This window comes from Saccharothrix sp. DSM 118769 (genome assembly GCF_052936295.1).
The window spans coordinates 3,006,394-3,032,186 of record NZ_CP193627.1 but is presented as its reverse complement, the minus strand read 5'-3'; the positions used below and the strand labels follow the sequence as shown (position 1 = coordinate 3,032,186).

The following is a 25,793-nucleotide window of genomic DNA, read 5'->3' as shown; positions in this document are numbered from 1 at the left end:
CCAGGCGGGCGGGGCGGGGCCGTCAGCCGGCGTAGAAGTCGTTCTGGGTGAGGTTGGCGTCGATCCGCTCGACCGCGTCGTCCAGGGCGGTCTTCGGGTCGGCGCCCGCGACGACGTCCTTGGCGGTCTTCTCGAACACCGAGGCGATGTAGGGGTAGGCGGGCGTCACGGGGCGCACCACCGCGAGGTCGCGGGCGGACCGGACGAGGGTCTCGTACCGGCCGCCGGGCTCGTAGCCGGGGATCTGCGCGGCGGCGGCGTCGGTGGCGGGGATGGTGCCGGTGGCCTTGGCGAAGTCCAGGAAGTACTTCGTCTTGCGGGTGAACTCCAGGAACGCGCGTGCGCCCTCCGGCTGCGCGCAGTTCGAGCTCATGGCCCACTGCCAGGACGCGCCGCCGATCTTCGGTCCCCGGCCGAAGTCCACGGGCGGCAGGATCAGCAGGTCGTCGCCCAGCTTCTCGACGTTCTTGGCCGCGTCCCAGCTGCCGTCCCACTCGATGGCGGACTTGCCGTTGAGGAAGTCGTCGTTGGGGCTGGAGCCGGACTTCTGGGCCATGTAGCCGTCGGTGACCAGGGAGCGGATCCACTTCGCCCAGTCGAGCGCCTCGGGACCGTTGAGCGCGCCCTGCGCGGTCTTGTAGGAGGAGCGGTCGACCAGGTCGCCGCCGAAGCTCTGCAGCTGCGGGGAGTAGGCGTAGGGCCACCACTCGCCGCTGCCGCCGGTGCCCATCTCCAGCGGGTGCTCGAACTTGCCGCCCGCCTTGAGGTCGGCCAGCGCCGAGGCGAACTCCGCGCGGGTCCAGGGCTGTTCGGGGGTGGGGATGCGGATGCCGTGCTCGTCGAGCACCGACCTGCGGGCGAACATCGTCAGCGCCACGTCGTAGAAGCCGAAGGCGTAGACCTCGTCCTGGTACTTGCCGACGGTGCTGGGCAGCTGGTCGTCCAGGGGGACCTCGCCGCCGGAGAGCTCCAGCGGGGCCAGGTAGCCGCCCCAGGCCCAGTTGGGCACGTTGGGGCCGTCCACGTCGAGGATGCAGGGCAGCTTCTTCGACGAGGAGGAGGCGACGACGGCGTCGTTGTAGGAGCCCTGGGGGAACGCCTCGATCTCGATCTCGTACGTCGTCTGGCTCGCGTTGAAGTCGTCGACCACCTTCTCGACGACGTCGTACTCGGCGGCGTTGCCCGCGTTGTGGGTCCACAGCTTCAGCACGCCGTCGCCGGCGCCCGATCCGCCGGTCCCGGTGCCGCAGCCGGTGAGGGCGGTCGCCGTGGTGACCGCCGCTAGACTCGCCGCGACGAGACGTCTGGTCCGCGCGTTCATGGTTCCTCCATCGTGCTGGGTCGGTTCTCGTCGGGCGGCCGGTGCAAGCGGTCGCCCAGTCGTGGTCGCTCCGTCGTCCCGGTGGTCAAGACCGGGGCGGCGGGGCGATCGAGTCCCTGCTCACCAGGGGGCAGTGCAGCACCTCCCGGAGGGCGGGGCCGGTGGTGCCGGGCGCGTCGATGAGGGCCTGCAGGAGCGCTATCGCCCGTGCCCCCATCCCGTAGTGCGGCAGGGCGACGGTGCTCAGGGCGGGGTGGAGGTTCTCGCTGATCAGCTCCTGGTTGTCGAAGCCGATCACGGACAGCTCCGCGGGGATCGCGAGGCCGAGTTCGCCGGCCGCGCGGTAGGCGCCCATCGCCATGCGGTCGTTGAAGCAGAACAGCGCCGTGGGTCTGTCCGCGGACGCGAGCAGGGCGCGGGCCGCGCGGTGGCCGCCGGGCGCGTCCGAGCGGTCGGCGACGACCAGCGCGGGGTCGAACCCGATGCCCCGCTCCGCCAGCGCGGCCCGGTACCCGGCGAGCCTGCCGCGCGAGGCGGGGATGTCGTCGGTGTTGGTGACGAACCCGATCCGGCGGTGGCCGTGCGCGAGGAGCTCCCGGGTGGCCGTCAGGCCGCCCTGCTCCTCGTCGGGCACGACCGAGGGCACCGAGGGGTCGTCGGAGCTCGCGTCCACCAGGATCGTCGGCACCGACCGGAGCTGGGGCGGCACCCGCACGACCCGGTGGTACATCGACGCGTAGAGGATGCCGTCGACGCCGTGCTGGACGAGCAGGGTGATCGCCTTGCGCTCCAGCTCCGGGTCGCCGCCGGTGTTGAGCATGAGCAGCAGCAGCCCCCGCTCGGTACCGGCGTCCTGGGCGCCCTGGATGATCTGCCCCGCGTGGGGCGTGGTGGCGATCTCGTCGCCGATGAAGCCCACCGTGTAGGTGCGGCTGGTCCGCAGTCCCCGCGCCAGGTTGTTGGGTCGGTACCCCAGCTCCCGGGCCACGCGGACCACGGTGGCCCGGGTCTCGGGGTTGATCCGCTTGCCCTCGACCTCGTTGAGGATGTGGGAGACCGTGGTCGCGGAGACACCGGCCGCCGCCGCCACGTCCTTGATCCCGATGCGCTTCACCGCAACCTGCCAAATCGTTTGGGCACTTGGTGCGGTGAAGGATTCATCAGGATGAAGCGGCTGTCAACGGCTTGTTGCGCACCTGTGTCCGACAGGGACGGCGCAGCCCGGTACCGCCGGTCGGGTTCAGGCCGGCGGTACCGGTCGGGCTCAGGCCGGCGGCGAACCGGGCAGCGCGGCGCGGCGCAGTGCGGGCAGGGACCTGACCAGCAGGTACCCGAGCACGCCGCCCAGGGTGTTCGCGAGGAGGTCGTTGACGTCGACGCTGCGACCGCTGCGCGCGAGGACGTAGACCAGCAGCTGGGCCACCTCGATCGACGCGCTGAACGCCAGCGACAGCGCCGCCACCCGTCCCGCGCTCGCGGCCCGCGCCGACACCAGCGGCAGGAGCACGCCGAACGGCACCAGCATCACCACGTTGAGCGCGAACGACGGCGCGTCCGCAGTCAGCAGCGGCACCGGGTTGACCTGCTCGTACCAGGCGGTCCGGTCGGCGTACGGGCCCGACTGCACGTCGATCGGGAACAGCGTGACGTGCGCGACCCCCGCGACGTACGCCGCGACCGCCGCCCGGACCACCAGCCGGCGCCCCGTCCACCCCGGACGGCCGCGCACCGCGCGCGTCACGAGCACCGCTCCCCACAGCGCGAGCGCGGGCACGAGCACGTACCACGACTCGATCCCCACACCCGCGTAACCGACGTCATCCCACACCTGCGGAACCTCCTGTCCGGACCTCGTGCCAGCGTGCGCCGGCCGCGCCGCGCGGACCTCCCTCCCCGGACGGGTCTTCCGGGTCCGCCTCCTCCTTTCGGCAGACCCCCTGCCGAGGGATACGGGGGCCGCGCCCGTTCCCTACGCTGGTCGGGTGCGGTCCTTCCCCCGAACAGCGGTCCTCCTGCCGGCCGTCGCGTGCGCGTTCGCCGTCCTCGGCCTGCTCGACCTGCGGCTGGGCGAGTTCAGCGGTCGGGGCCACGCGCGCCTGCCGTGGGCGGTCGCGATCGTCGTGGCGGCGATCGTCGTGGCGGCCCTGTGCGCCGGCCGGCCGGGTCCGCGCGGCCTGCCCGCGCTCGCGGCGGCGCAGGCCGCCGCCGCGACCGGCGCGTGGTGGGCGACCCGGCACGACCAGGCGGGGCTGCCCTTCACCCTGTCGGCGACCGCCGCACTGCTCGGCGTGCTCGGCGTGCTGGTGTGGCGCGGCGAACCCCGGTGGACGGCCGTCGCGGCGCCCGTCCTGGCGGTGTCCGTCCTGGTCCAGCCGCTGCGGGGCGACGTCGGGGACCTGCGGACGACGGTCGGCGTGCTCGTGCTGGCACTCGGGGTGGCGGTCGCCGCGGCGGCCGGTCTGGTGGCGCGGCTGACGACCGCCGCCCGGGCGCGGGAGCTGGAGCGCGCCCGCGCCGCGCAACGCGCCGAGTTCGCCCGCGACCTGCACGACCTCGTCGCCCACCACGTCGCCGGGATCGTGGTGCACGCGCAGGGCGCGGCGGCGGTCGCCGGCACCGACCCCGGCCTCGTGCTGCCCGCGCTGCGGGAGATCGAACGCGCCGGCACCGAGGCGGTGGACGCGATGCGCCGCGCGGTCGGCCTGCTGCGCGACACCGGTGCCGACGGGGCGCCCGGGGTCGCCGAGGTGCCGGCCCTGGTGGAGCGGTTCCGCCGCTCCTCGGGCCTGCCCGGCGCGCTCGACGTGCGCGGCCCGTTCGCCGACGTGCCGCCCGGCACCTCCGCCGCGGTCCACCGCGTGGTGATGGAGGCGCTGACCAACGCGCGCGAGCACGCGCGGGGCGCCACCGCCGTGGACGTGGCGGTCCGCCGCACGGCCGACCTCGTCGAGGTCCGCGTGACCGACGACGGCCGCCCCGCCGCCCACCCCACCACCCACCGGCCGGGCGGGTTCGGCCTGCGCGGCCTGCGCGAGCGCGTCACCGCGGCGGGCGGCACCCTGTCCGCCGGTCCGGGCCCGCACGGGGGCTGGGCGGTGGAGGCCCGCCTCCCGGTCGGGGAGGGGGCGTGACGACCACCGTCCTCATCGCCGACGACCAGGCGATGGTCCGCACCGGGTTCCGCATGATCCTGTCCGCCGAACCGGACATCGAGGTCGTGGGCGAGGCCGTCGACGGCGTGGAGGCCGTGGCCCTGGCGCGGGACCTCGCCCCGGACGTCGTGCTGATGGACATCCGGATGCCCCGCCTGGACGGCCTGGGGGCGCTGCGCCGGATCAGCGGCCCGAAGGTCGTCGTGGTCACCACCTTCGACGAGGACGCGCTCGTGCGCGAGGCGCTGCTGAACGGGGCGGCCGGGTTCGTGCTCAAGACCTCCGGCGCGGCGCTGCTGGTGGAGGCGATCCGCGCCGCCGCGTCCGGTGAGGCCCTGGTGAGCCCGGCGATCACCGTGCGCCTGCTCCGGGAGCCGGCGGGCCGGCGCCGCGAGCCCCGCGACGTGCCGCTGTCGCCCCGGGAGCTGGACGTGGTGCTGCTGGTGGCGCGCGGGCGCACGAACGCGGAGGTGGCGGACGCCCTGCACGTCACGGTCGGCACGGTCAAGACGCACCTGGCGGCGGTCCAGGCGAAGCTGGGCGCCCGCAACCGCGTGGAGATCGCCGCGTGGGCCTGGGAGGCGGGTCTCCTCGACGCCGGGAGGTGACCGGTGGGAGCCCTCTCACCGCGCGGCCGGCGCGGTGAGCCGGCGCAGCACCTCGTCCAGGACCGCGGCGCCGGTGGCGAAGTTGAGCCTGAGGTGGCGGTGGCCGTCCGCGCCGAACCCCGCTCCCCCGTCGAGCAGGACCCGCGTCCGGTCGAGGACCTCCGCGACCGGGTCGTCCCCGGTGACGCCGAGCAGCGCCGCCGGGAACCAGTGCAGGTAGCCGGCCTCGGGCGCGGGGCCGGTGGCCCCCAGGGCGGCGACGGTCCGGTGCCGGTTGCGGTCCAGGACGCGCAGCAGGCGGCGCTGCCACTCGTCGCCCTCGCGCCAGGCGGCCAGCGTGCCCACCACGCCGAGGGTGGAGACGACGCCGTAGAGGTCCGGGGGCTGGGCGTCGCGCAGGGCGAGCAGGCGTTCGGGGCCGTAGTGGGCGACCGTGCAGCGCAGCCCGGCGAGGTTGAACGCCTTGGTGGCCGAGGTGAGGGTGACCGTGCGCCGGGCGGTGTCCGGGTCCAGGGACGCGAACGGCACGTGCTCGTGCGGGGCGTGGGTCAGCTCGGCGTGGATCTCGTCGCTGAGGACGAGGAGGTCGTGGCGGCGGGCGATGGCCGCGATCGCGGCCAGTTCGTCGCGGGTGAGCACGCGCCCGGTCGGGTTGTGCGGGTTGACCAGCAGCAGCACCCGGCAGTCCCGGGCGGCGCGGTCGAGCCCGGCGAGGTCGGGCGCCCAGCCGTCGGGGGTGGACAGCCAGGGCGACTCCACGAGCCGCCGGCCCATCGTGGTGACGGAGGCCAGGAACGGCGGGTAGTTCGGGGTCTGCACCAGCACGCCGTCGCCCGGCGAGGTGGCGAGGTGGAGGGTCAGTTGCAGGCCCTGGATGAGGTCGGTGTGCTCGCGGACGTCGTCGGCGGCGACGAACCAGCCGTAGCGGTCCTCCATCCGCTCGGCGAAGGCGGCGCGCAGCGGGTTGCCGTGCGGCCAGTCGGGGTAGCCGAGCGCGCCGCGGCGCACCGCGTCGTCGAGCGCCGCCACCACGACCGGCGGGACGGGGAAGTCCATGTCGGCCACCCAGGCGGGCAGCACGTCGTCGGCGACGCGCCCCCACTTGACCCCGTAGCCGGAGCGCAGGTCCTCGACGCGGAGGTCGTCGAACAGCGGGTCGGTGGTCAGCGGGTCGGTGGTCACGACGCCTCCAGCAGGTCGCGGCTGATCTCCACCTGGCCGTGGTGCTGGGCCAGCTCCTCCAGCACGTGCAGCAGCACGCCGGCGCCGGTCAGCGGTCGGGTCGGCCCCTGGTAGCCGGGGCGCGGGGCGGTGGCGGGCACGGCGGTGAGGTCGACGCCGGACAGGTCGTCGCGGAGCCTGCCCCGCAGGGCGGTGATCCGGGCGCGCAGCCCATCGGGGTCGCCCGTCGCGCGGAACTCCGCGTCGCGGTCGCGGTCGGTGGGGCGGCCCGCGAGGAGGTGGCCGATCCAGTAGTCCACGACCTCGGCGCAGTGGTGCACGATCGCGTAAGGGCTGTTGGCGCCGGGCAGCGGTGGTGCGGAGTTGCCGCGGTCGGGGCCCAGCCGGTCCAGGCTCGCCAGCATGCCGTCGAAGGCGCGGTCGACGAAGTACAGGTACTCGTCGAGCGCCCACGGGCCGGGCGCGGGTGGTTCTTCGCGTGTCATCGGACCCTCCTCCGGGAGTCGTGACCGGTGACGGCGCGGGGCGCGCTCGTCGGCACGCCACCGCGCCGAGTCACCGTTCAGAAGGTGACACGATTCTGGACACAACTCCCGTCACCGTCAAGACGGTGACGGGAGTTCGGTTCGCGGGCCGGGCGGCGACACGCGCGGAATAGGATCACCGGGTGCCCCCGTACGACGTGAAGCGCGCGCTGAAGGAGTTCTACGCGCCGAAGAACAGGGCCTGGGCGCTGGTCGAGGTGCCCCCGCAGCAGTTCCTGGCGATCGACGGCGTCGGCGACCCGAACACCTCGCCGGACTACGCGCGGGCGGTCCAGGCGCTGTACTCCGTGGCCTACGCGGTGAAGTTCGCGAGCAAGCACGCCGGCCGCGACTTCGTCGTCGCCCCGCTGGAGGGGTTGTGGTGGGCACCCGACCCGGCGGTGTTCACCGCGCGCGCCAAGGAGTCCTGGCACTGGCGCATGATGATCAGCCAGCCGGACTGGGTGGACGACGATCTGGTCGGCGAGGCCGCGGAGCGCGCCCTGGCGAAGAAGGGGCTCCCCGCGATCGCCGAGGTGCGCCGGGAAACCCTGCACGAAGGCACCTGCGCGCAGGTCCTGCACATCGGCTCGTACGACGACGAGACCCCGTTGATGGCCGCCCTGCACGACGAGTACCTGCCGTCCCACGACCTGGTCCCGGCGGGCGAGCACCACGAGGTCTACGTCGGCGACCCGCGCCGGACCGACCCGGCGAGGCTGAGGACCGTGATCCGCCAGCCCGTGAAACGCCGACTCCGGTCTGCGCTCCAGGACGTTGCGGGCCACCTGCCCGCGCGCACTTGACGTCACTGTCAAGATGGTTACGTGCACGTTTTCGTGAGCGGTCGGGTGTCGTTGGACCTGGTCGGGACGCTGAAGTGGCGGCGCGACCGGCCGGAGGAGCTGCTGCCGGACGCCGCGAGCGTCGCCGACTGGGTGACGCTGGCCGGGCTGCTGAGCCGACCGCCGCGGGTGGACGAGGCGGACGTGGCCGAGGTCCGCGAGCTGCGCGAACTGGTCTACGCCGCGGTGCGCGTCGACGCGGACCGGCACGTGGCCGCGGGCGCGCTCCAGGCGTTCGCCGACGCGCCGCCGGTCCGGCCGGTGCTCGTCGACGGCCGGCTGGAGCGGCACGGCGACCTCGCGGCGGCGCTGTCCACCGTGGCCCGGGACGCGATCGAGCTGGTCGGGTCGCCTGCGGACCTGGAACGGGTGCGCGAGTGCGGCCGGCCCGAGTGCACGAGGCTGTTCGTGGACGACGCCCGGGGCAAGCCGCGCCGGTGGTGCGGCATGGCGGAGTGCGGGAACCGGATGAAGGCCGCCGACTACCGGCGCAGGCGACGCCTCGCCCAGGTCACGTCCTGACCCCCTCCGCGCGTTGTGGTCGACCCGGGCATCGGCGGCGGGCCCACGAACCGGCGGAACACCTCCTCGTGGCCGGTCCCTTCGGGGACGAGCGCGTACCCCACGAGGTCAGCCGGGCAAGGACGGCCGCACCCCGGTGAACCAAACCGTCCGGTGTGGACGAACATTGGATGCTCGCGTCCGCCGGGACCGTTCCGGGTTCGGCCGGCGGGTTCGCCCGGTCGGCGGGCTAGAGGCTGCCCCAGTCCTTCGACCGGGCCACCAGGTGGTCGTGCACCAGGGCCACGGGCGCGTCCGCCGCACCACCCACCCTCGTCGCGAGGTACAGCGTGTTGAGCGGCGGCACGGCGGCCGTGTGCACGGGTTCCACGGACCCCGCCGCGAGCGCCGGGTCGGCCAGGTAGCGCGGCAGCGCGGAGATGCCCGCGCCGGCCACCACGGCGGCCAGGACGGCGCGCAGGTCGGGCACGACCACGGCGACGGGGTTGGGCGGGCGGCGGCCGAACTCGCTGCGCCAGTACCGGCGGACGATGGGCAGCTCCTCGGCGTAGGCCACCAGCGGCAGGTGGGCCAGCGCCCGCACCGGGTCGACCGCGAGCAGTTCCCGGTCGACCGACCGCACCAGGGTGGGCGGGCCGACGAGCACGAACTCCTCGTCCGCGAACGGCGTCGCGGTCAGTGCCCGGTCCGTCGGTCGCACCGAGGACAGCACCAGATCCAGTCGGGCGTCGGCGAGGGCGGCGAGCAGGTCGCCGGCGAGCCCGGTGGTGATCCGCAGCCGCAGGCCGCGCGTGGTCAGCGGGGCCAGCGCGGGCAGCACGCGCGCGGTCATCAGCTCGGCGGGGCCGGCCAGGCGCACGGTCCCGGTGAGCGCCGCCCGGTCGTCCGCACCGGACACCGCGGAGCGCAGTGCGTCCACGTGCGGGCCGACCGCGCGGACCAGCTCGTCGGCCCGCGCGGTCGGCGTCACGCCCCGGGCGCCGCGGATGAACAGCGGTTCGCCCAGCTCCCGCTCCAGCCGCGCGAGCTGCCCGGTCACCGCCGGCTGGGTCAGGCCGCGCCGCCGGGCCGCGGCGGTCAGCGAACCGCCCCGGTAGATCTCCACGAACGTGGCCAGCAGGTCGAGGTCGGTCACCGCGTCAACTCCGGGCCATAAGGAACGTGATGGCTCGGTCCAGCTTAACCCGGGGAAAAGTGATGGAGTGGTGGTCGACGGTTCCACTGTGGAAGGGGTTTTCGATGAGCAGGGTCCTGGTCGTGGTCTCGGCGGCCGACGAGTTGGTGCTGGCCGACGGGTCGCGCCACGCCACCGGTTTCTGGGCCGAGGAGGTCGTGGAGTCGGTGCGGGTGCCGCGCGCGGCGGGCGCGCGGGTGGACATCGCCACGCCGGGCGGCGCGCGGCCCGCGGTGGACGCCGCCAGCCGCGCGGAGGAGTTCGACGCCTACCTGGCGTCGATCGACGACGAGTTGGCCGCGCCGCTGGTGCTGGCGGACGTGGACGTCGCCGACTACGACGCCGTGGTGCTGCCCGGCGGGCACGGCCCGATGGCCGACCTGGCGGTCGACCCGGTGCTCGGGCGGCTGCTGGTGTCGTTCGCCGACGCGGGCAAGGTCGTCGCCGCGCTGTGCCACGGCCCGGCGGGCCTGCTCTCGGCGGTGCGGGAGGACGGATCGTTCGCGTTCGCCGGGCGGCGGATGACCGCGTTCACCGACGAAGAGGAGCGCCAAGGCGGCCTGGCCGTGCCGTACTCGGTGGAGGCGCGGCTGCGCGAGCTGGGCGCGGTGCTGGAGACCGGTCCCGCGTGGTCGAGCACCGTCGTGGTGGACGGGAACCTGGTCACCGGCCAGAACCCGCAGTCCAGTGCGGACACCGCGCGGGCGGTCCTGGCCGCGCTGGCCTGAGGCCGGGGCCGGTCGGCCCTCGTCGAGCGCACGTGGGCCGGTGGAGCGAACTCCGGCGGCGAGCAGGTGGTGCGGAAGTCGGTCCACAACGGACACACGGTCTCGCCGGTCGGCACCGGTGATCAGCCGAGGCCGGCGAGCACCAGTCCCACGCCGAAGTCCAGCCGCTCGGCGAACGCGTCCGGTGCCAGGTGGTGGGCGGTGCGCAGCAGCGCGGGGTGCAGGTCCGGCGCCACCGCCCCGGCCAGGCGCACACCGTCCCCCCTGGCCGCCGCCTGCTCCTCCTGCACCAGCCCGAGGGTGAGGTAGGTGAGCGTCCACGCGGTCCACGCCGCCCGGTGGTCGTCGACACCGCCGGCGAGCAGGGCGGCGACCAGCGCCTCGGAGAAGCGCAGGGTGGCCGGTTCCGCCGCATAGGTCCCGGTCACCACGGCCGCGCCGTCGCGGTGGGCGAGCAGGGCGCGCCGCAACCGCCTGGACAGCTCGGCCGCCCGGTCCCGCCACGGCTCCGGCAGGCCGCCCAGGTCGATCCCGGCGAGGATCGCGTCGGCCATCAGCTCGCGCAGCCGGGCCTTCGTCTTCACGTGCCACAGCACGGTGTTCATCCGGACGTCCAGCCGTGCCGCGACGGCCCGCGTCGACACCGCCTCGAACCCGGACTCGTCGAGCACTTCGAGAGCCGCGCGCACCACCGCGGTCCGGTCCAACCGCGCGGGGCTCGGCCGTCCCGCTCGCGCCTCGATCACCGTCCCAGCCTACGCGGAGGCATCGGGTCCCCGGAGCACGCCGACAGCCGCGCGCAAGCCGCCTCGCCCGTGCGGGGCGGCGGACGGGGCGACCGCGCAGCACGCCCCACGGGCCCGCGCCGAAGGCGGACAACCCGGCGATCAGCACCGTGCCGGGCCCGACCACCACTCGGGCCGGGGCGGAGCCCCACGAGCCGGGGAGAACGGCGTCGGCGCCGCCAGGTGGTCCACCTCGGCACGACCCTCAACGGCCGATCGCGGCCAGGGCGGCGCGGACCGCGACCCGCAGGTCATCGGCGGGCCGGTCGGCCCACGCGACATGACCGTCGGGCCGCACCAGGGCGGCGCGCACACCCGCCCACTCGGCGCGGTCGCCCGCCGTCGCGCCGCCCAGCACGGTCAGACCGGGCCCGACGCCGTCCGGTGCGGCATCGGCGACCCCGGACAGCCCACCGGAGAGGTCCAGCAGCACGTACCGGTCCGGTCGCAGGGCGGTGAACAGGTCGCCCAGGGCCGGGGCGCGGCGGCCGACCAGCGGGTGGTGCCCCTCGCCCGCCGGGTAGGCGACGCCGAGCGCGGACAGCCGCTCGGCCAGGTCGCGCGACACCTCGGGGTGGGTGGCGATCAGCCCGCCGACCAGGTCGCGCAACGCGAGTCCCTCGGGGGTGAAGTCCGTCATCAACGCGGTCTGCGCCGCGGTGTGGGCGAGCAGGTCGGCGCCCACCGGGCGCCGCTCGGTCTCGTAGGTGCCCAGCAGCGCGTCCGGCGCCCAGCCGCGCAGCACCGCGACCAGCTTCCACCCCAGGTTCGCCGCGTCCTGCACGCCGACGTTGAGCCCCACGCCACCGGCGGGGAAGTGCTGGTGCGCCGCGTCGCCGGCGAGCAGCAGCCGCCCGGACCGGTACCGGTCGGCGAGGCGGGAGGCGTTGCCGAAGCGGGACAGCCACGACGGGTCGCGCATGCCGAAGTCGGTGCCCGCGACCACCGCCGTCTTGGCGCGCAGCTCCTCCAGCGACAGCTCGCCCGGCCAGTCGGTGCGCAGGTCCTCGGGCGTGATGCCCACGAGGCGGTGGCGGCCTTCGGGCAGCGGCACGACCATGACCGTGCCGTCGCCGGTCACGCGGGTGGCGGGTCCGGTCGGCGGCTCGTCCAGCACGACGTCGCCGAGCCGGCCCAGCACCCTCGACTGCGTGCCGGGGAAGCCGATGCCGGCCGCTTCGCGCACGGTGCTGCGCGTGCCGTCGCAGCCCACCGCGTAGCGCGCGCGGAGCACCCGCTCCCCCGCCGGTCCCTCGACGCGGACCTCCACCGCGTCGTCGCGCTGCTCGACCCCGGTCACCCGGTGGCCGCGCCGGACGTCGGCGCCCAGGTCGCGCGCGTGCTCCTCGAACAGCTGCTCGGTGCGCACCTGCGGCAGCGCCAGCGTGAACGGGAACGGCGTGTCCAGCGCGGAGAAGTCCAGGCGCTGCTCCAGCACGGCGAAGTGGCCGCCGGGGATGCGCCCGCCCTCGGCGAGGAACCGCTCGTGCAGCCCCCGGGAGGCCAGCAGCTCCAGGGTGCGCGGGTGCAGCGTCAGCGCCTTGGAACGCGGATCGGGCGCGTCCCGCGCCTCCAACACCACCACCGACACCCCGCCCGCCGCCAGTTCCCCGGCGAGCCACAACCCGACCGGCCCTCCCCCGACCACCACCACGTCGACCACCACAACACACTCCTTAGTCAGTGACCAATAACCAAGGACAGCAAACTAGGTCACTGACCAATAAGCAATCGGCGACGCCGAGACCCCGAACACACCCGGGACCACCGCGACCCCACCGCGACCAGCCTCGCCGAACGCACCGGCCCGACCGGACCAGCGGTGGTCACGCGAGGTTCCGCCCGCACGCACGGTCGTCGCGATCGGGGGCTGCCGTCAACGCCTCGTGCACGCCGGTGGCGGCTGACAACCCTGCCCCGGAGTGGTTTGCCCTTCGCCCTACGGGGGAAGCAGGAGGTGTCGTACGCCGAGAGGAGACCGTGCAGGTGAGGCAGCTCTTCCCGACCGCGGTGCGCCTCGCACCCCTGCTGACCGCGGCGCTGGTGGCGAGCGGGTGCGGTTCGGGCACCGAGGACCTGGTGCGGCGGGCGGCGGAGGACTTCACCTCCGCGGTCTCCGCCGGGGACTCGGCGCGGGCCTGCGACCTGCTCACCGGGCAGGCCCGCGACAGCACCGACTGCGCCGCCCTCGACGTCCCGGGCGGTCCGGTGGAGCAGGTCGAGGTGTGGGGCGACGCGGCCCGGGTACGCACTGCCGGGGACGTGCTGTTCCTGCGGGAGCTGGCGGTGGGCTGGCGGGTCTCGGGCGCGGGGTGCGAGCCGCGCGGGGAGCACCCGCACGAGTGCGAGGTGGGTGGGCCGTGACGCAACGCGGGATGTTCTACGCCTACCTGGTGGGCGTGCTGGCCCTGCTGGTGTGCTTCAGCGTGATCGGGCTGGTGGGGATGTGAAGCGGTTCCTGCGCGACAACGGCCTGGGGCTCGCCTTCGGCCTGCTGTTCCTGGCCTCGCTGGTCGGCCAGGCGTTCGCCGGCAACGCCGACCTCAACGAGCGCCGGCTGACCGACGGCGGCGACCCGATCGGCCTGTGGGCCTACGTCACCTCGTCGGACTTCGCGGTCGACGTCGCGGAGAACTGGCAGTCCGAGTACCTCCAGTTCGTCCTGTTCGTACTCGCCGGCGTGTGGCTGGTGCAGCGCGGCTCGACCGAGTCCAAACCGGCCGAACGGCTGGGCCGCGAGACCGACGAGCAGCAACTGGTGGGCGCGCACGTCAAGCCCGACTCCCCGCCGTGGGCCAAGGCGGGCGGGTGGCGCACCGGGCTGTACTCGAACTCGCTGGGCCTGGTGATGCTGGCGCTGTTCCTCGGTTCGTGGGGCACGCAGTCCATCGCCGGTCGCAGCGCCTACAACAACGAGCAGCTGGTGAACTTCCAGGACACCGTGACCTGGTGGGAGTACCTGGCCTCGCCGGACTTCTGGAACCGGTCGCTGCAGAACTGGCAGTCGGAGTTCCTGGCCATCGGCTCGATGGTCGTGTTCAGCGTCTACCTGCGCCAGCGCGGGTCCTCGCAGTCCAAGCCGGTGGGCAGCCCGCACACCGACACCGACGAGAACGGTTGACCGACGGCACCGGTGCGGCACCGGCACCGTCGATCAACCGTCGATCAGCCTTCGTCCCGGCTGCCGACCTGGGCGGCCACCAGGCCGCGCACCGCCTCCACGGCGTGGTCGACATCCGGGAGCACCGTGACCACCTCGTGCATCCCGGTGATGCTCAACGGGTTGAGCACGGCGCGGTGACCGGCGGCGACGGCGAGCACCACACCGCACCTGCCGGCGTGGTGAGCGGCTTCGGCCAGCAACGCCAGTCCGTCGGACGCCAGGAACACCACCCCGGTCAGGTCCAGCACGGCCATCGGCACGGCGGCTCCCAGCCACCTCAGCAGCGCGTCGCGCACACCGGGCGCCGTCGCCATGTCGATCTCACCCGCGACGCGCAGCACCGGCACGTCACCCCGCACACCGGCGGACACCGCCACGTTCACAGCCGATCCGTCCTGCCCCACCGGACAACCTCCCGGAGACCCGATCCAACGGCGACGGGCTGGCTGTTCAACCCCGGTGCGAGCGCACCGACCACGGCAACGACCGATCCCCGCCGGGGGATTCCCGGTGCCACCGCCACGTGACCGACCACACGGGGCGTCGGGAAACCTTCCGGTTCGCCGGGAACGAGACCGGCCCGGACCACTACCGGGTCCGTCGCTGCGACGCCCGGCACCGGTACACCACCCTGTCCGTGACCACGCTGCCGCCGCCGCCCACGTCGGGCCACCGCGATCGTCGCGGCCGTCCTCGTCCCGCACCGCACCAAGCCCCGCCGTCAACCACGATGACGAGCCTCAGCCGCCCGCCGCCGGGAGGGACAGGTGCTGGTGGACCATCTGCCAGTCGCCGTCGCGTCGTTGGAAAACGCGGGTGCCGCGGAACCGGACCTCGGCACCAGCCGCATCCGGCACCCCCGTCCTGTCCGCGAACGAGTGGTGCTCGTGCGCGACGGTCCAACGGCCCTCCACCTTGACCAGGCCGATGGTCAGCCGCAGTCGGCGCCCCGGGTCGCGATCGAAGTCCGAAGGCGTACCGCACCGCAGCAGGGCGACGGCGAACGCGACGTCCGTGCCTGCTGTGACGTCGAGCGACTCGATCTCGAACACCGCGCCGGACGCCTGCCACCGGAGGAAGCCCGGCCAGGTCTCGCGGTAGGCCTCGATGCCGCGCACGCCCTGCTCGGGCGGCGGGACGTCGAACATGACGATGTCCGGCGCGTGGTCGGCGAGCACGGTGGGAAGGTCGCCGCCGCTCGCGGTGGCGACGCCGACGCGTTCGAACAGCTGGTCGCACCGCACCAGGACGAGCTGAAGGCGCACTGCTACCGGATGCTCGGCTCGCTGCACGACACCGAGGACGCGCTGCAGGAATCGCTCGTACGAGCATGGCGCGGCGTCGGCAACCTCGACGACCGCGGCTTCGTCCGAGCGTGGCTCTACAAGATCGCCACCAACTGCTGCCTCACCGCGATCGAGCGACGCGGACGCCGCGCGCTGCCCGTCGACGTCGACCCCGGCGCACCCGCCACCGAGGTCAACTGGCTTGAGCCGTACCCCGACACCTCGCCCGAGGCGCACTACCTCGCCCGCGAGAGCGTCGAACTCGCGTTCGTCGCCGCACTGCAGCACCTGACCGCGATCCAGCGGGCAGTGCTGGTCCTGCGCGAAGTGCTCGGCTTCTCGGCGGCCCAGGTGGCCGACCAGCTGGGTACGTCCCCCGCGTCGGTGAACAGCGCCCTGCAGCGGGCCCGGAAGGTGATCGACTCGGCCACGCCGACCCAGCACACCGTGCTGCGCGACCTCGGCGACGAGGCGGTCGGCGCGCTCGTGACCCGCTGGAGCGACGCCTGGCACCTCGGCGACGTCGACGCGATCGTCGCGATGCTCGCCGACGACGCCCGTTACTCGATGCCACCGCTGCCCGAGTGGTACCGCGGCAGGGACGACATCCGCGCCTTCCTCCTGCGCGGCCCGCTGCGGTACCACTGGCGATTCCTGCCCACCACGGCAAACGGCCAGCTCGCCTTCGGCACCTACCTGTGGGACGAGGCCGCCGGGCAGTACCTGCCCGGCGGCCTCGACGTCCTCACGATCCGGGGTCGCCACATCACCGAGGTGACCTCCTTCCTCACCGCCGACCTCACCCGGTTCCGACTACCGGCGGGCATCCGCCCCTGAGGGGACGGTCCCGGGTACCCGCGTCGTGCGGGAGTTCCGCAGCAGCGGTGGTCGGGTGGCGTGGTGCTTGAACGGCGTGCACACCACCTCTTTCATCGTGCGGCAACTTCGGTTCCGCAGGACGTGGGTGGCCTTGGCCGGGTGGCCGGCGCGGTGGGGCGGCAGCGGAACTTGCGCAGGACGTACCAGGTGTTGAGTCGGGCGTTGACGCGCTCGCCCGGTCCGCGCAGCCGGGCGTGGGCGTGGTTGGCGTCCCGCCAGGCGAACACCGACTTCCCCACCGTCACCCGGGTACCGCGGCGCCGGACCTCGTACGCGCGTCGAAAAGCGACAGCGGGGCTCCGGCCGCGAGGGGCCACCGACGCCGGTGGTGACCGGATCGGCGCGGAACGTCGTCGCGGTCAGGCGTCGTCCCGGTCGTCCTCGGGCGTCCCGGAATCGTCGTCCCGCTGGTCGTCGGGTGATGACGAGTCCGGTTCGCCGAGCCCTTCCTCCTGTTCGGTGGCGGGCTTCGCCTCTCCGGCGCGCACGGCTTCTTCCTCGGGACCGGCTCCGGTGATGTCCTCCATGCAGGCCCGGTACCCGCCTGCCCGGCCGTGAAACGCGGACGCGACGCGAACCAGCGCGACCGGGGAGCCTCCCGGTGTGCACGGCGTGCGGACGACCCGCGACGGTGGCGGGCCGGGATGTCCGCCCGACCCGTCACCGGTCGGTGGCGGTGATCAGCGGTTGCGGCCGGAGAGCGCGTCGCGCAGGCGGTCGATCAGGCCCGTGCCCGGGTTGAGCAGCAGGTTGGCCGGTGGCTTGTCCGGGGCCGCCGGGTGGGGGCGGGTGGGCGCGACCTTCTTGGCCGCGATGACCTTGCGCCCCAGCTCCTGGAGGTCCTCGGCCGAGCAGCGGGCGGCGAGCTGGGGCAGCAGGTCCTCCTCCTCGTCCTTGATGTGGTGGCGGATCTCGCGGATCAGCTCAGTGAGCAGCCGGTCGAAGCGGGGGTCGGTGGGTTCCAGGCCCTCCAGCTCCTTCATCACCCGCTCGGCCTCGGCGTGCTCTTCGATCTCGTGGTCGGCCACCTCGTCACCGTTGGGCAGGACCTCGCGCGCGGCCGGGTACATGAACTGCTCCTCGGCCACCGAGTGCCGCACCAGTTCGGCGATCACGTGGTCGGCCAGGGCGCGCCGGTGCTCGGGCGTGCCCTGGCCGGACTCCAGTTCCCGGAACAGCCGCTCGACCTCGCGGTGGTCGGCGGTGATCACGCGGACCAGGTCGGTGTCGTGCTCCCGCTCGACAGTCACGAAAACCTCCAGGTGTCGGTTCACCGCCGCCTACCCACGTCGGATGAGGTCAACCACGTGCCACCCGATCGTGGGCACCGACACCCGTGCCGCCCGGCTCGTCGTCGCAAGCCGACGTGCCTCGCCACCGTCAGCTGATGGTGGCGAGCAGGTCGCGGCAGGCGGCTTCGCACGCCCGGCACGCCTCGGCGCAGACGCGGCAGTGCTCGTGCATCCCGGCGTGCGAGCCGCACTCGTCGCCGCAGGACCCGCACACCGTCGCGCACGCCTCCAACAGCGACCGGCTGGTGTTCGCGTCGTACCCGGTGTGCCGGGACAACACCCGGGCGGTCGTGCCGCAGATGTCCGCGCAGTCCAGGTTCGTGCGCAGGCACTTGGTCAACTCCGCCACCGAGCTCTCGCTCAGGCAGGCGTCCGCGCACGCCGTGCACGCCTCGGCGCACGCGATCAGCGCGTCGATCGCCGCGGCCAGCTTCGCCCGGTCCAGGTTGATCTCCGCCGGGTAGGTCTCCAGCATCGGCATCGTCGTGGTGGTCAAGCGGATCACTCCTCGTCCGGGTGGTGCGCTACCGGAGCCGGACGGGTCCGGCGTCGACAGGCACGCGGAATAGGTGGTACGGCTTCTGCCTGCGGTCCTGCCCGCCCTGGTACTTCGCCTGGCGGTGCAGCTGGTTGGCGGTGACGTAGAGGTACCCGTCGGCGACCGACATCGTGTCCGGCCACAGCAGGCGCGGGTCGTGGGCGACGGTCTCGAAGTCGCCGTCGGGCAGCCTGCGCAGCACGGCGTTGTGCTCGTAGTCGGTCAGGTAGAGCCGCCCGGCGTCGTCGGTCTCCAACCCGTCCGAGCCGCCCCCCTTGTCGCCCTCGTCGACCACCTGCTCCCCCACCTCGTCGTCGGGCAGCGACCGGTCCAGCAGGGCGTTGGTCGGCACGCTGTACCAACGGCGGGACGCCAACGGGCAGTAGAACAGCCGCGTGCCGTCCGCGCTGATGGCGATGCCGTCCGAGCCCATGGTGACCGGTTCCGGCTCACCGTCTGCGGGGCGTTCCAGCAGCGGGGCGCCCTCCACGACCGGGCGGAAGCCCTCCAGGGGTTCGGCCTTGGTGGAGGGGTGGTCGTGCAGCCTGCGCCACGACTCGCCGCTGTCCAGGTCGACCACGATGATCCCGTTGGGACCCGAGTCGGCCGAGTCGGTGATGTAGGCGACGCCGGCCTCACCGCGCCGCAGGTCGAACCGCACGTCGTTGAGGTAGGTCGTCTCCAGTGCCACGTCGGGCGGGAACGTGATGACCCGAGCGACGGTGTCGGTGGCCAGGTCGACGCACACCAGCTTCGGCCCGCCCGGCTTGGTCGGCCGGAACAGCGGGCTGCCGGTGTCGAGCACCCACAGCCGGTCGGCCGGGTCGACCACGATGCTCTGCACCGACACGAACGCGCCCTCGTCGTCGTCGCCCGAGGGCGAGTTCCACGCCTGGTCCGGGAACGGCACCTCGACGCCGTCGCGCAGCTCCACCACGGTCGCGGGGACCTCGTCGCCCCACTTCGGGAAGTTCACGAACACCCGACCGGTGTGCGAGACGCTCACCCCGGTGGGCATCGGCCCGGTGAACTCGTGCACCACTTCCAGGTCTCCCACCGGGCTGCTCCTCACCGGGCTGCTCCTCACCGGGCTGCTCCTCACCGGGCTGCTCCTCACTGGGCTGCTCCTCACTGGACGGGCGGGTACTGGGCCTGCTTGAGCAGCCGCGCCAGGTGCACGGCGTTGCTCGCCAGCTTCTTGTTGGTCGAGGCGACGGCGTCCGGGGTCTGCTCCAGCTCGATGTAGTCCTTGGGGTTCATCGCCTCGGAGTTCCAGTACGTCCCGCCGCTCGCGGGGACGGTGAAGCCGATGTCGTTGAGCGCCTGGAAGCAGTCGGCGATGATCTTGTGCGCGCCGTCCTCGTTGCCCACCACCGCCACCACGGCGACCTTGCCGTACATCGACGGGCGGCCCTCGTCGTCGGTCTCGGACAGCTCGGCGTCCAGCCGCTCCATCACCCGCTGGGCGACGCTGGAGGGGTGGCCCACCCACGTCGGGGTGGACAGCAGCAGGATGTCCGCGGCCAGGACGCGCTCGCGGATCGTCGGCCACTGGTCGCCACCGCCCATGTCGGTCTCCACCCCGGGGCGCACGTCGAAGTCCACGACGCGGAGCAGGTCGCCCTCGACACCGTGGGCGGCGAGTTCGTCCAGCACCTGTCGGGCGATCTTGTCGCTGCTCGACGGCTCGGGCGAGGGCTTGAGGGAACAGGTCAGCGCGAGCGCGGTCAACGCGGTAGGAGCCATGCCCAGGGCCTACCCGCTCATCGCCGTCTCAACCCGGCGCGGTGGCCGCGGCGCGGCGGACGAGGTCGGCGAAGACGGTCGGGTCGTCGTGCTCCACCACCGGGAACCCGGCGCCCTGCTCCCCCACCCAGTCCAGCTCGATGCCGGGGTTGTGCACGTCGTGGCCGTCGGCGAAGAACAGGTGCGGGCTGCCCTGCACGGCGTCGCGGTTGGCGCGGTAGTCGCGCATCATCGGCCCGCGCGCCCGGCCGTCGTCCAGCGCCTCGCCCAGCGCGTCGGCGTCCACGTGCTCGCAGCCGCGGGCGATGTCGACGATCTCGTGCCGCAGCGAGATGCAGCGGCTGTCGCGGAACAACGCCAGGCGCAGCGCCACGTCCAGTTCCTCGGCCGCCCGGGGCGACTGCTCCTTGGCCGCGTGCACGGCCTCGTTCGCCGGTGCCGTGGTCACCGGCCAGTCCGCCGGGTCGCCCTGCCAGTTCTTCCACCCCAGGTCGGGCTCCAGCGCGCCGACCACCGGGATCTCCGAGTCGAGGAACTTCTTCGGGATCGGGAAGGCGTTGACGTCCTCCAGCAGGAAGCACCGGTGGTCCAGGTGCACCCGATCGGTCAACCCCGCCTCGTCCCGGGCGCGCAGCAACCGCACGATCGCGACCGTCGACCACGCGCACGCGATGTCGGTGTAGACGACGATGGTCCCCGGTCGCACTTCCGGTCGTGGCATCTCCCCGCTCTCCTCTCACGCGTTCCCGGTGAGTACCCGGACCGGCCGCATGAACACGGCGGGTTTTCGCCGCGGCGGTGCGGGTAGGCAGTTCCGACCACCGACGACCGCGAGGAGGACACCGTGCCCCGGTACTCGGAGGAGGTCGCCGCACTGGCCGCGCCGCTGACCGACGCGGGCGACTTCGACGTGCTGCTCGACCGCGTCGGCGACGCGCGGGTGGTCATGATCGGCGAGGCCAGCCACGGCACCCACGAGTTCTACCGGTGGCGCGCGCTGCTCACGCGGCGGCTGATCGCCGAGAAGGGCTTCTCGTTCGTGGCGGTGGAGGGCGACTGGCCCGACTGCGACCGGGTGGACCGCGCCGTCCGCTGCCTGCCCGACGCGCCCGCCGACCCGCGCGGCGCCTTGGCCGCGTTCGAGCGGTGGCCGACGTGGATGTGGGCCAACGAGGAGGTCGCCGACTTCACCCGGTGGTTGCGGGCCCACAACGCGGTGCGGGATGTCCACGAACGAGTGGGCTTTCACGGTCTGGACGTGTACTCGCTGTGGGAATCGCTGCGCGAGATCCTCACCCACCTGCGCGAGCACGACCCCGTCGAGGTGCCTGCGGCCCTGGCTGCCTACCACTGCTTCGAGCCCTACGGCGAGAGCGCCCGAGACTACGCGATGGCCACCCGCCTGATCCCCACCAGCTGCGAGAACGAGGTGGTCGACCTGCTGGTGCGGCTGCGCGAACGGGCCGCCGCCAACGGGTCGGCGGGCGACGGCGGTGCGTTCGGGGCGTGGCAGAACGCCGAGGTCGTCGCCGGGGCAGAGCGCTACTACCGGGCCATGATCGGCGGCGGGCGCGAGTCGTGGAACGTCCGCGACCGGCACATGGACGACACCCTCGCCCGCCTGCTGACCCACTACGGTCCGGGCTCGAAAGCGGTCGTGTGGGCCCACAACACCCACGTCGGCGACGCCCGCGCCACCGCCATGGCCGCGCACGGCGAGATCAACATCGGTCAGCTCGCCCGCGAGCGGTACGGGGGCGACCGGGTGGTGCTGGTCGGGTTCGGCAGCCACCGCGGCACGGTCGTCGCCGGCGACTCGTGGGGCGCGCCGCTGCACGAGATGCCCGTGCCGGCGGCCCGCCCCGGCTCGCTGGAGGACGTGCTGCACGCCACCGCACCCGAGCAGGCCCTGTTCGTCCTCCCCCGCGAGGACCGACCCGACCTGCTCACCGCCGAACTCGGCCACCGCGCCATCGGCGTGGTCTACCACCCCGAACGCGACCACCGGGGCAACTACGTGCCCACCGTGCTCGGCGACCGCTACGACGCCTTCCTCTGGCTCGACCGGACCCGAGCCCTGCACCCGCTGCACACCCGCCGGGTCGACGCGCTCGAACCCGAGACCTACCCCAGCGGCACCTGACCCGGGGCACCCGTCGCGGAACCCGTCGCGGAGTGCACTGAAACGCGGTCCCGGTGCGCACCCCCGACCCCAACTACACACCGACTTACAGGAAACCCATCACTTTAGGCTCAATAATTGGCTGGTCCCCCTCGGACGGACGTCCCGCACGGCGCTACCTGTCCGAGTTCCTGATGCGGGCCGAGACCGTGACCAGAGGCTGGCACCGGCCGGTTGCAGGACGGAGGCTACCGGCCGAAGTGCGCGTAGGGGGCCCAGTCCAGCGGGCGGTGCGGGTGCACGGCGCGGAGTTCCCGGACCGCCTGGTGCAGGGCACGCGCGGTGGACCCGCGGGTCGTCCGGACCACGCCATCGACGACGACGCGGTCGTAGAGCCGCTCGGCGAGGTCCGCCGCGACCCGGTCCCCCACCGGCCATAGCGTGCCGACGACCTCGCGGAACCCGGCCAGTTGCAGGGCACCCGCCAGGTGCGTGAACTCATCGCGATGCCGGGCGGACGTCTCGGCCGTCGAGCACGAGGAGAGGTAGGCGATCTCCGCGCCGGTCAAGCGCAGGCGGGCGATCGCCTCGACGGTCAGGGGGTGCGTGCGGTGGTCGGCGAGCAGGAGCCTGCTCTCCTCGGGGCGCGCCGCGTCCGCGACACCGTGGCAGGCGAAGTGGGCGAAGCGGTGGTGCGAAAGCTGCGCGAGCACCTGGTCGCGGGTGGCATCGCTGTCCAGGACAGTGGCACCCGGCACCTTGGCGGCGATGCGGGCCACCTCCCGCCGTACGGCGGGCAGGGCGGCACCGGTCGCCTCCGGCGCGGCGACGACCAGGAGCGACCCGGTGGGCGCCTCGGGTGCGGTCCGCGACCGTGCCAACGCCCGGATGGTCGGCGTGTACGAGGTGACCGCGCGATCGAGCACCGAACGGCCGTTCCTCCGGTCGAGGCCGGCGGCGTGCAGGGGCAGCGCCCCGATGACGCCCACCGGGCACCACCACAGCCGGTCGACCGGCCCCAAGCGGTCCAGCACCGGTCCTGTGATGGCGGTCCAGGTCCAGGCCAGGACGTACCCGGCCAGACCCTGCGCCGCGTGCCACCCCTCCCGCAATGGCCCCGCCGCCAGCTCGTCGGCGTGGCGCAGCACCGCCAGTTGGCCGGTCACGGTCCGGAAGTCGGCGGCCGGCAGTTCCACCACGATCGGCTCGTCGCGCGTCACGATCAGGGCGAATCCGCCCCGCTCGTCGGCGGCCACGTAGACGATCGGCCCCTCGGTGGCCTCGGCCCGCAGCTCGTCGTACGTGGGCGGCTCCAGGAAGCGGGCGAACCCGGGCAGGGCGTGCACCTCGCGAAGTAATCGTCTCCAGTGGACAGTCCACAGCTGCCGGTTGCGCAGGGCCGCTGGCGGGGCTTCGCCGGGGTCATTCAGCGCCGCGCGCTCCAGCCGGAGCCGGATCACCTCATCGGCCAGGTCCGGCCGGACCGCGCGCAGCTCGTCCACACCGGATCGGCTGGTGATCGCGTCGGTCAGGAGGGTGCCTCGGATCTGCTCCAGCAGTTCCGCGGCTCGCTCGGGCCGTCCCGCTCGCGCCAGCACGGTGAGCACGGTGGCCGGGAAACCCGCCGTCGAGGTGACCAGGTGCAGTCGGTCGGCCTCGGTGAGCGCCTCGGGGGCGATCTCGGGGAGCAGTGCGGCGGCCTGCTCGACCTGGGTGACGGCGCGCTCGTCGTCCTTGAGGAGGGCCGAGGTGGACGCCGCCCGCCACCGCGCGCCGAAGGTGATGACCGGTGGCGCGGTGGCGACCTCCGCGGCGGCGGCGAAGTGCCGGTTCGCCTCGGTGAGCGAGGCCCGGTCGCCGTCCAACCCGTACTTGGCGAGCAGCACCCTGGCCAGGGTGTGCTCGGCCGCCGCCAAGTGGGCCTCCGAGTGGGACTCCGAGTGGGACTCCGTCGCGGGCAGCAGGTCGACCGCGCGCCGGGCGAACCCCGCCGCTTCGTCGAGCACGAGCAGGTCGGTGGCGGCCTCCTCGGTGTCCGACAGCGTGATGGCGAGCTGGTAGAGGAGGGAGGCCCGGGTGATCGGGGGTAGGAGGTCGCCCTCGGCGACGCCCGCGCGCATTACCTCGATGGCTTCCCGCTCGGCTTTGTGATCGCCGGTGGTCGCGTGCAGCTTCGCAAGCGCCCCGCCCAAGGTGCCCAGGTAGGCGGCCCGGACCGGGGATTCCGGAGGCACCGCCTCCAGTGCCGACCGGTGCAGTGCCACCGCCCGGTCGAGGAGGTCCGCGTCACCGGTCCGGTCGGCCAGGGCGCTCAGCGCGCCCGCCGCGCCCGACAGGAGCACGGGCGATGTCGCGTCGGTGCCGGACAGCGCCTCCGAGTACGCGTCGACCGCTCTCCGCAGAAGGGCCAGGTCGCCGATCCGGCGGTAACCGGTGTCGAGCACCTGTCCCAGGCCGCCCAGGGACCTCGACCGCGCCGGGCGGTGGCCGGGGGCCGCGTCGGCGGCCCGGTGCGCGAGGTCGATCGCCTCGATCAGCGCGTCCCGCTCGCCGGTGGTCGTGTGCACCACGTCGAGGGCGTGGGCCAACGCTTCGAGGTGCACGGCGGCTGCGGCGGAACCGGCGGTGACCCGCACCGCCTCGCGGAGCAGCCCCACCGCCTCGTCGAGCACCTCCGGGGCCCGGTCGTGCAGGTAGATGGACAGCAGGACGTCCGCGAGGGTGCCCAGCAGCACCGCCCGGTCGGGTCCGTTGGCGAGACCCGCGCGGGCGGCCTCCGCAGCGACCTCCCTGGCCTGCACCAGCACGTCGGTGTGCCCGGTGTGGATGAACCACGTCCGGAGGCAGTCGGCGAAGTTGGTCAGCCACCCGGCCCGGCCGGGGTGGTCCGGCCGGCTCGTGGCGCACACCTCCTGGAGCAGCGATCGCGCCCGGCGCAGCGCGGCACCGTCGCCGACCGACTTGTACCTGGCCAGCAGAGCCGTGCCCAGGACGGCAGCCGCGTCGTGCCGGTTCGGGTCGCCGGCGGGCAGCAGGGTCAGGGCGGTCCGGCCCGCCCGGATCGACTCGGCCAGCAGGTCGGCGGCACCGGAGTGCTCGAACGCGGTTCGGGCGATCGTGCAGAGGTTGGTGTGGGCCGCCCCGGCGATCGAGGCGTCCGAAGCCTGTTCCGCCGCCGCTTCCCGTGCCCGCGCGACGGCGTCGGTCAACAGGTCCTCGCCACCGCCGACGGCGAACCGCAGGTGGAGCGCGATGCCGAGCTGCATCGGTGCCAGGGCCGATTCAGGTTCGTCCTGGGGGCGCTCCGCCACGGCTTCGCGCAACAGGCCGATCGCTTCGTCCAGCAGTGGCACGTCGCCGCGCTCCCGGAAGGCCAACGTGAGGGCATGGCCGAGGTTGACTTGGTGCACCCACCGATCCGCTCCACCGGCCGCGGTCAGCCCCAGCCCACCGACCTCGATCGACTCCAGCAGCGCCGGCACGTCCCCGGTGCGCGAGTACCGACCCAGCAGCGCCGTCGCCAGGAGCAACAGCAGGTGCGGGCGCTCGTCGTCGGCCAGCGGCTCGCGGGACGCCAGCCGCGCGACCGCCACCGCCTCCCAATCCCGCGCGAGGTCGGCGAAGCGCTCGGCGGCCGTGGTCAGGAGGTTGACGAGCAGGACCATCGCCGCCCGCTGCTCGGGCGTGCCCGGGGGCAGGGCGTCCACCTCCCTCCACTGCGCCTCGACCAGCTGGTCGAACGTTTCCTCCGGCACGTCCTCCGAGTCCAGGGCGAACAGGACCTCCAGCAGGTGCCAATCGACCTCTTCGCCGTCCGCGACGGGTTCATCAGCCAACACCGCCGAATTCCTCCTCCAGGAGTTCCGAGCACGTCGATTTCACATCGGGTGATTGCCGATTTTTGCGGTCAGCATGATCGTCCAGTG

General features: G+C 73.6%; 26 protein-coding genes and 1 pseudogene. 9 read left to right on the top strand and 18 right to left on the bottom strand.

Translation table 11 applies throughout. From position 1 onward, the window contains the following. Positions 1-22 precede the first annotated feature (22 nt). From ACRAKJ_RS13825 to ACRAKJ_RS13815, 3 genes are all read right to left on the bottom strand, one after another. On the bottom strand, positions 23-1,321 hold the full coding sequence (locus ACRAKJ_RS13825) for an extracellular solute-binding protein (RefSeq protein WP_438926843.1): 1,299 nt from the start codon (positions 1,319-1,321) through the stop codon (positions 23-25). A gap of 85 nt (positions 1,322-1,406) precedes the next feature. Then, positions 1,407-2,435 (bottom strand): LacI family DNA-binding transcriptional regulator, encoded by a 1,029-nt coding sequence (locus ACRAKJ_RS13820; RefSeq protein ID WP_438926844.1) that lies wholly within the window; start codon positions 2,433-2,435, stop codon positions 1,407-1,409. A 150-nt stretch (positions 2,436-2,585) separates the two neighbouring features. Continuing rightward, complete coding sequence (locus tag ACRAKJ_RS13815) at positions 2,586-3,149, bottom strand: VanZ family protein (RefSeq protein ID WP_438926845.1); 564 nt, start codon at positions 3,147-3,149, stop codon at positions 2,586-2,588. Between the two features lie 154 nt (positions 3,150-3,303). Between ACRAKJ_RS13815 and ACRAKJ_RS13810 the strand changes: the two genes are divergently transcribed. Continuing rightward, complete coding sequence (locus tag ACRAKJ_RS13810; protein WP_447008960.1) at positions 3,304-4,452, top strand: sensor histidine kinase; 1,149 nt, start codon at positions 3,304-3,306, stop codon at positions 4,450-4,452. Beyond that, complete coding sequence (locus ACRAKJ_RS13805; RefSeq protein ID WP_438926411.1) at positions 4,449-5,081, top strand: response regulator; 633 nt, start codon at positions 4,449-4,451, stop codon at positions 5,079-5,081. The genes ACRAKJ_RS13810 and ACRAKJ_RS13805 overlap by 4 nt, the downstream gene beginning before the upstream one ends. A 15-nt stretch (positions 5,082-5,096) precedes the next feature. Here ACRAKJ_RS13805 and ACRAKJ_RS13800 read toward each other — a convergent pair whose 3' ends face one another. Together ACRAKJ_RS13800 and ACRAKJ_RS13795 are read right to left on the bottom strand one after the other, a co-directional pair. After that, positions 5,097-6,263: an aminotransferase class I/II-fold pyridoxal phosphate-dependent enzyme gene (locus ACRAKJ_RS13800; RefSeq protein WP_438926412.1), complete on the bottom strand. Its 1,167-nt coding sequence runs from the start codon at positions 6,261-6,263 to the stop codon at positions 5,097-5,099. Then, the gene (locus ACRAKJ_RS13795; protein WP_438926413.1) at positions 6,260-6,748 is read right to left on the bottom strand and encodes a DinB family protein; all 489 of its coding nucleotides are present in this window, start codon (positions 6,746-6,748) and stop codon (positions 6,260-6,262) included. Before ACRAKJ_RS13795 ends, ACRAKJ_RS13800 begins: the two co-directional genes overlap by 4 nt. Before the next feature lie 182 nt (positions 6,749-6,930). Between ACRAKJ_RS13795 and ACRAKJ_RS13790 the strand changes: the two genes are divergently transcribed. Both ACRAKJ_RS13790 and ACRAKJ_RS13785 read left to right on the top strand, forming a co-directional pair. Further along, complete coding sequence (locus tag ACRAKJ_RS13790; RefSeq protein WP_438926414.1) at positions 6,931-7,593, top strand: GyrI-like domain-containing protein; 663 nt, start codon at positions 6,931-6,933, stop codon at positions 7,591-7,593. Between the two features lie 21 nt (positions 7,594-7,614). Then, positions 7,615-8,154 (top strand): ABATE domain-containing protein, encoded by a 540-nt coding sequence (locus ACRAKJ_RS13785; RefSeq protein WP_438926415.1) that lies wholly within the window; start codon positions 7,615-7,617, stop codon positions 8,152-8,154. 229 nt (positions 8,155-8,383) lie between these two features. Here the strand turns inward: ACRAKJ_RS13785 and ACRAKJ_RS13780 are convergent, their stop codons facing one another. Then, positions 8,384-9,289, bottom strand: a complete 906-nt coding sequence (locus ACRAKJ_RS13780) for a LysR substrate-binding domain-containing protein (RefSeq protein ID WP_438926416.1) — start codon at positions 9,287-9,289, stop codon at positions 8,384-8,386. A 104-nt stretch (positions 9,290-9,393) separates the two neighbouring features. Between ACRAKJ_RS13780 and ACRAKJ_RS13775 the strand changes: the two genes are divergently transcribed. Further along, positions 9,394-10,056: a DJ-1/PfpI family protein gene (locus tag ACRAKJ_RS13775; protein ID WP_438926417.1), complete on the top strand. Its 663-nt coding sequence runs from the start codon at positions 9,394-9,396 to the stop codon at positions 10,054-10,056. Between the two features lie 122 nt (positions 10,057-10,178). Here ACRAKJ_RS13775 and ACRAKJ_RS13770 read toward each other — a convergent pair whose 3' ends face one another. Next, positions 10,179-10,802: a TetR/AcrR family transcriptional regulator C-terminal domain-containing protein gene (locus ACRAKJ_RS13770; RefSeq protein ID WP_438926418.1), complete on the bottom strand. Its 624-nt coding sequence runs from the start codon at positions 10,800-10,802 to the stop codon at positions 10,179-10,181. Between the two features lie 244 nt (positions 10,803-11,046). Beyond that, positions 11,047-12,507: an FAD-dependent monooxygenase gene (locus tag ACRAKJ_RS13765; RefSeq protein WP_438926419.1), complete on the bottom strand. Its 1,461-nt coding sequence runs from the start codon at positions 12,505-12,507 to the stop codon at positions 11,047-11,049. Positions 12,508-12,827: 320 nt separating this feature from the next. Between ACRAKJ_RS13765 and ACRAKJ_RS13760 the strand changes: the two genes are divergently transcribed. After that, positions 12,828-13,205 carry a hypothetical protein gene (locus ACRAKJ_RS13760; protein WP_438926420.1) on the top strand — a complete coding sequence of 126 codons (378 nt, stop codon included), beginning with the start codon at positions 12,828-12,830 and terminating at the stop codon, positions 13,203-13,205. Between the two features lie 82 nt (positions 13,206-13,287). Further along, a complete protein-coding gene (locus ACRAKJ_RS13755) occupies positions 13,288-13,962 on the top strand; it encodes a DUF6766 family protein (RefSeq protein WP_438926421.1) in 675 nt (224 codons plus the stop codon). 44 nt (positions 13,963-14,006) lie between these two features. On the opposite strand, the gene ACRAKJ_RS13750 is transcribed toward ACRAKJ_RS13755, so the two are convergent. Continuing rightward, the gene (locus ACRAKJ_RS13750; protein ID WP_438926422.1) at positions 14,007-14,387 is read right to left on the bottom strand and encodes an anti-sigma factor antagonist; all 381 of its coding nucleotides are present in this window, start codon (positions 14,385-14,387) and stop codon (positions 14,007-14,009) included. Between the two features lie 357 nt (positions 14,388-14,744). Further along, positions 14,745-15,182, bottom strand: a complete 438-nt coding sequence (locus ACRAKJ_RS13745) for a nuclear transport factor 2 family protein (protein WP_438926423.1) — start codon at positions 15,180-15,182, stop codon at positions 14,745-14,747. Here ACRAKJ_RS13745 and ACRAKJ_RS13740 point away from each other — a divergent pair. Then, positions 15,168-16,127, top strand: coding sequence for a sigma-70 family RNA polymerase sigma factor (locus tag ACRAKJ_RS13740; protein ID WP_447008959.1), 960 nt, complete (start codon positions 15,168-15,170; stop codon positions 16,125-16,127). The genes ACRAKJ_RS13745 and ACRAKJ_RS13740 overlap by 15 nt on opposite strands. 96 nt (positions 16,128-16,223) lie before the next feature. Here the strand turns inward: ACRAKJ_RS13740 and ACRAKJ_RS13735 are convergent. The 7 genes and pseudogenes from ACRAKJ_RS13735 to ACRAKJ_RS13705 form a co-directional block, all read right to left on the bottom strand. Next, positions 16,224-16,384: pseudogene (locus ACRAKJ_RS13735) on the bottom strand (IS5/IS1182 family transposase); the annotation flags it as partial. Positions 16,385-16,528: 144 nt separating this feature from the next. Next, complete coding sequence (locus ACRAKJ_RS13730; protein ID WP_438925837.1) at positions 16,529-16,696, bottom strand: hypothetical protein; 168 nt, start codon at positions 16,694-16,696, stop codon at positions 16,529-16,531. 153 nt (positions 16,697-16,849) lie between these two features. Further along, the gene (locus tag ACRAKJ_RS13725) at positions 16,850-17,419 is read right to left on the bottom strand and encodes a hemerythrin domain-containing protein (RefSeq protein WP_438925838.1); all 570 of its coding nucleotides are present in this window, start codon (positions 17,417-17,419) and stop codon (positions 16,850-16,852) included. Between the two features lie 130 nt (positions 17,420-17,549). Then, positions 17,550-17,957 (bottom strand): four-helix bundle copper-binding protein, encoded by a 408-nt coding sequence (locus ACRAKJ_RS13720; protein ID WP_438925839.1) that lies wholly within the window; start codon positions 17,955-17,957, stop codon positions 17,550-17,552. A gap of 28 nt (positions 17,958-17,985) precedes the next feature. Next, the gene (locus tag ACRAKJ_RS13715) at positions 17,986-19,056 is read right to left on the bottom strand and encodes an L-dopachrome tautomerase-related protein (RefSeq protein WP_438925840.1); all 1,071 of its coding nucleotides are present in this window, start codon (positions 19,054-19,056) and stop codon (positions 17,986-17,988) included. Between the two features lie 71 nt (positions 19,057-19,127). Beyond that, complete coding sequence (locus ACRAKJ_RS13710; RefSeq protein WP_438925841.1) at positions 19,128-19,745, bottom strand: NAD(P)H-dependent oxidoreductase; 618 nt, start codon at positions 19,743-19,745, stop codon at positions 19,128-19,130. A 28-nt stretch (positions 19,746-19,773) separates the two neighbouring features. After that, positions 19,774-20,466, bottom strand: coding sequence for a DsbA family oxidoreductase (locus ACRAKJ_RS13705; RefSeq protein ID WP_438925842.1), 693 nt, complete (start codon positions 20,464-20,466; stop codon positions 19,774-19,776). Positions 20,467-20,589: 123 nt separating this feature from the next. Between ACRAKJ_RS13705 and ACRAKJ_RS13700 the strand changes: the two genes are divergently transcribed. After that, positions 20,590-21,888 (top strand): erythromycin esterase family protein, encoded by a 1,299-nt coding sequence (locus ACRAKJ_RS13700; RefSeq protein WP_438925843.1) that lies wholly within the window; start codon positions 20,590-20,592, stop codon positions 21,886-21,888. A gap of 227 nt (positions 21,889-22,115) precedes the next feature. Here the strand turns inward: ACRAKJ_RS13700 and ACRAKJ_RS13695 are convergent, their stop codons facing one another. Continuing rightward, on the bottom strand, positions 22,116-25,706 hold the full coding sequence (locus ACRAKJ_RS13695; protein ID WP_438925844.1) for a CHAT domain-containing protein: 3,591 nt from the start codon (positions 25,704-25,706) through the stop codon (positions 22,116-22,118). Positions 25,707-25,793 lie beyond the last annotated feature (87 nt).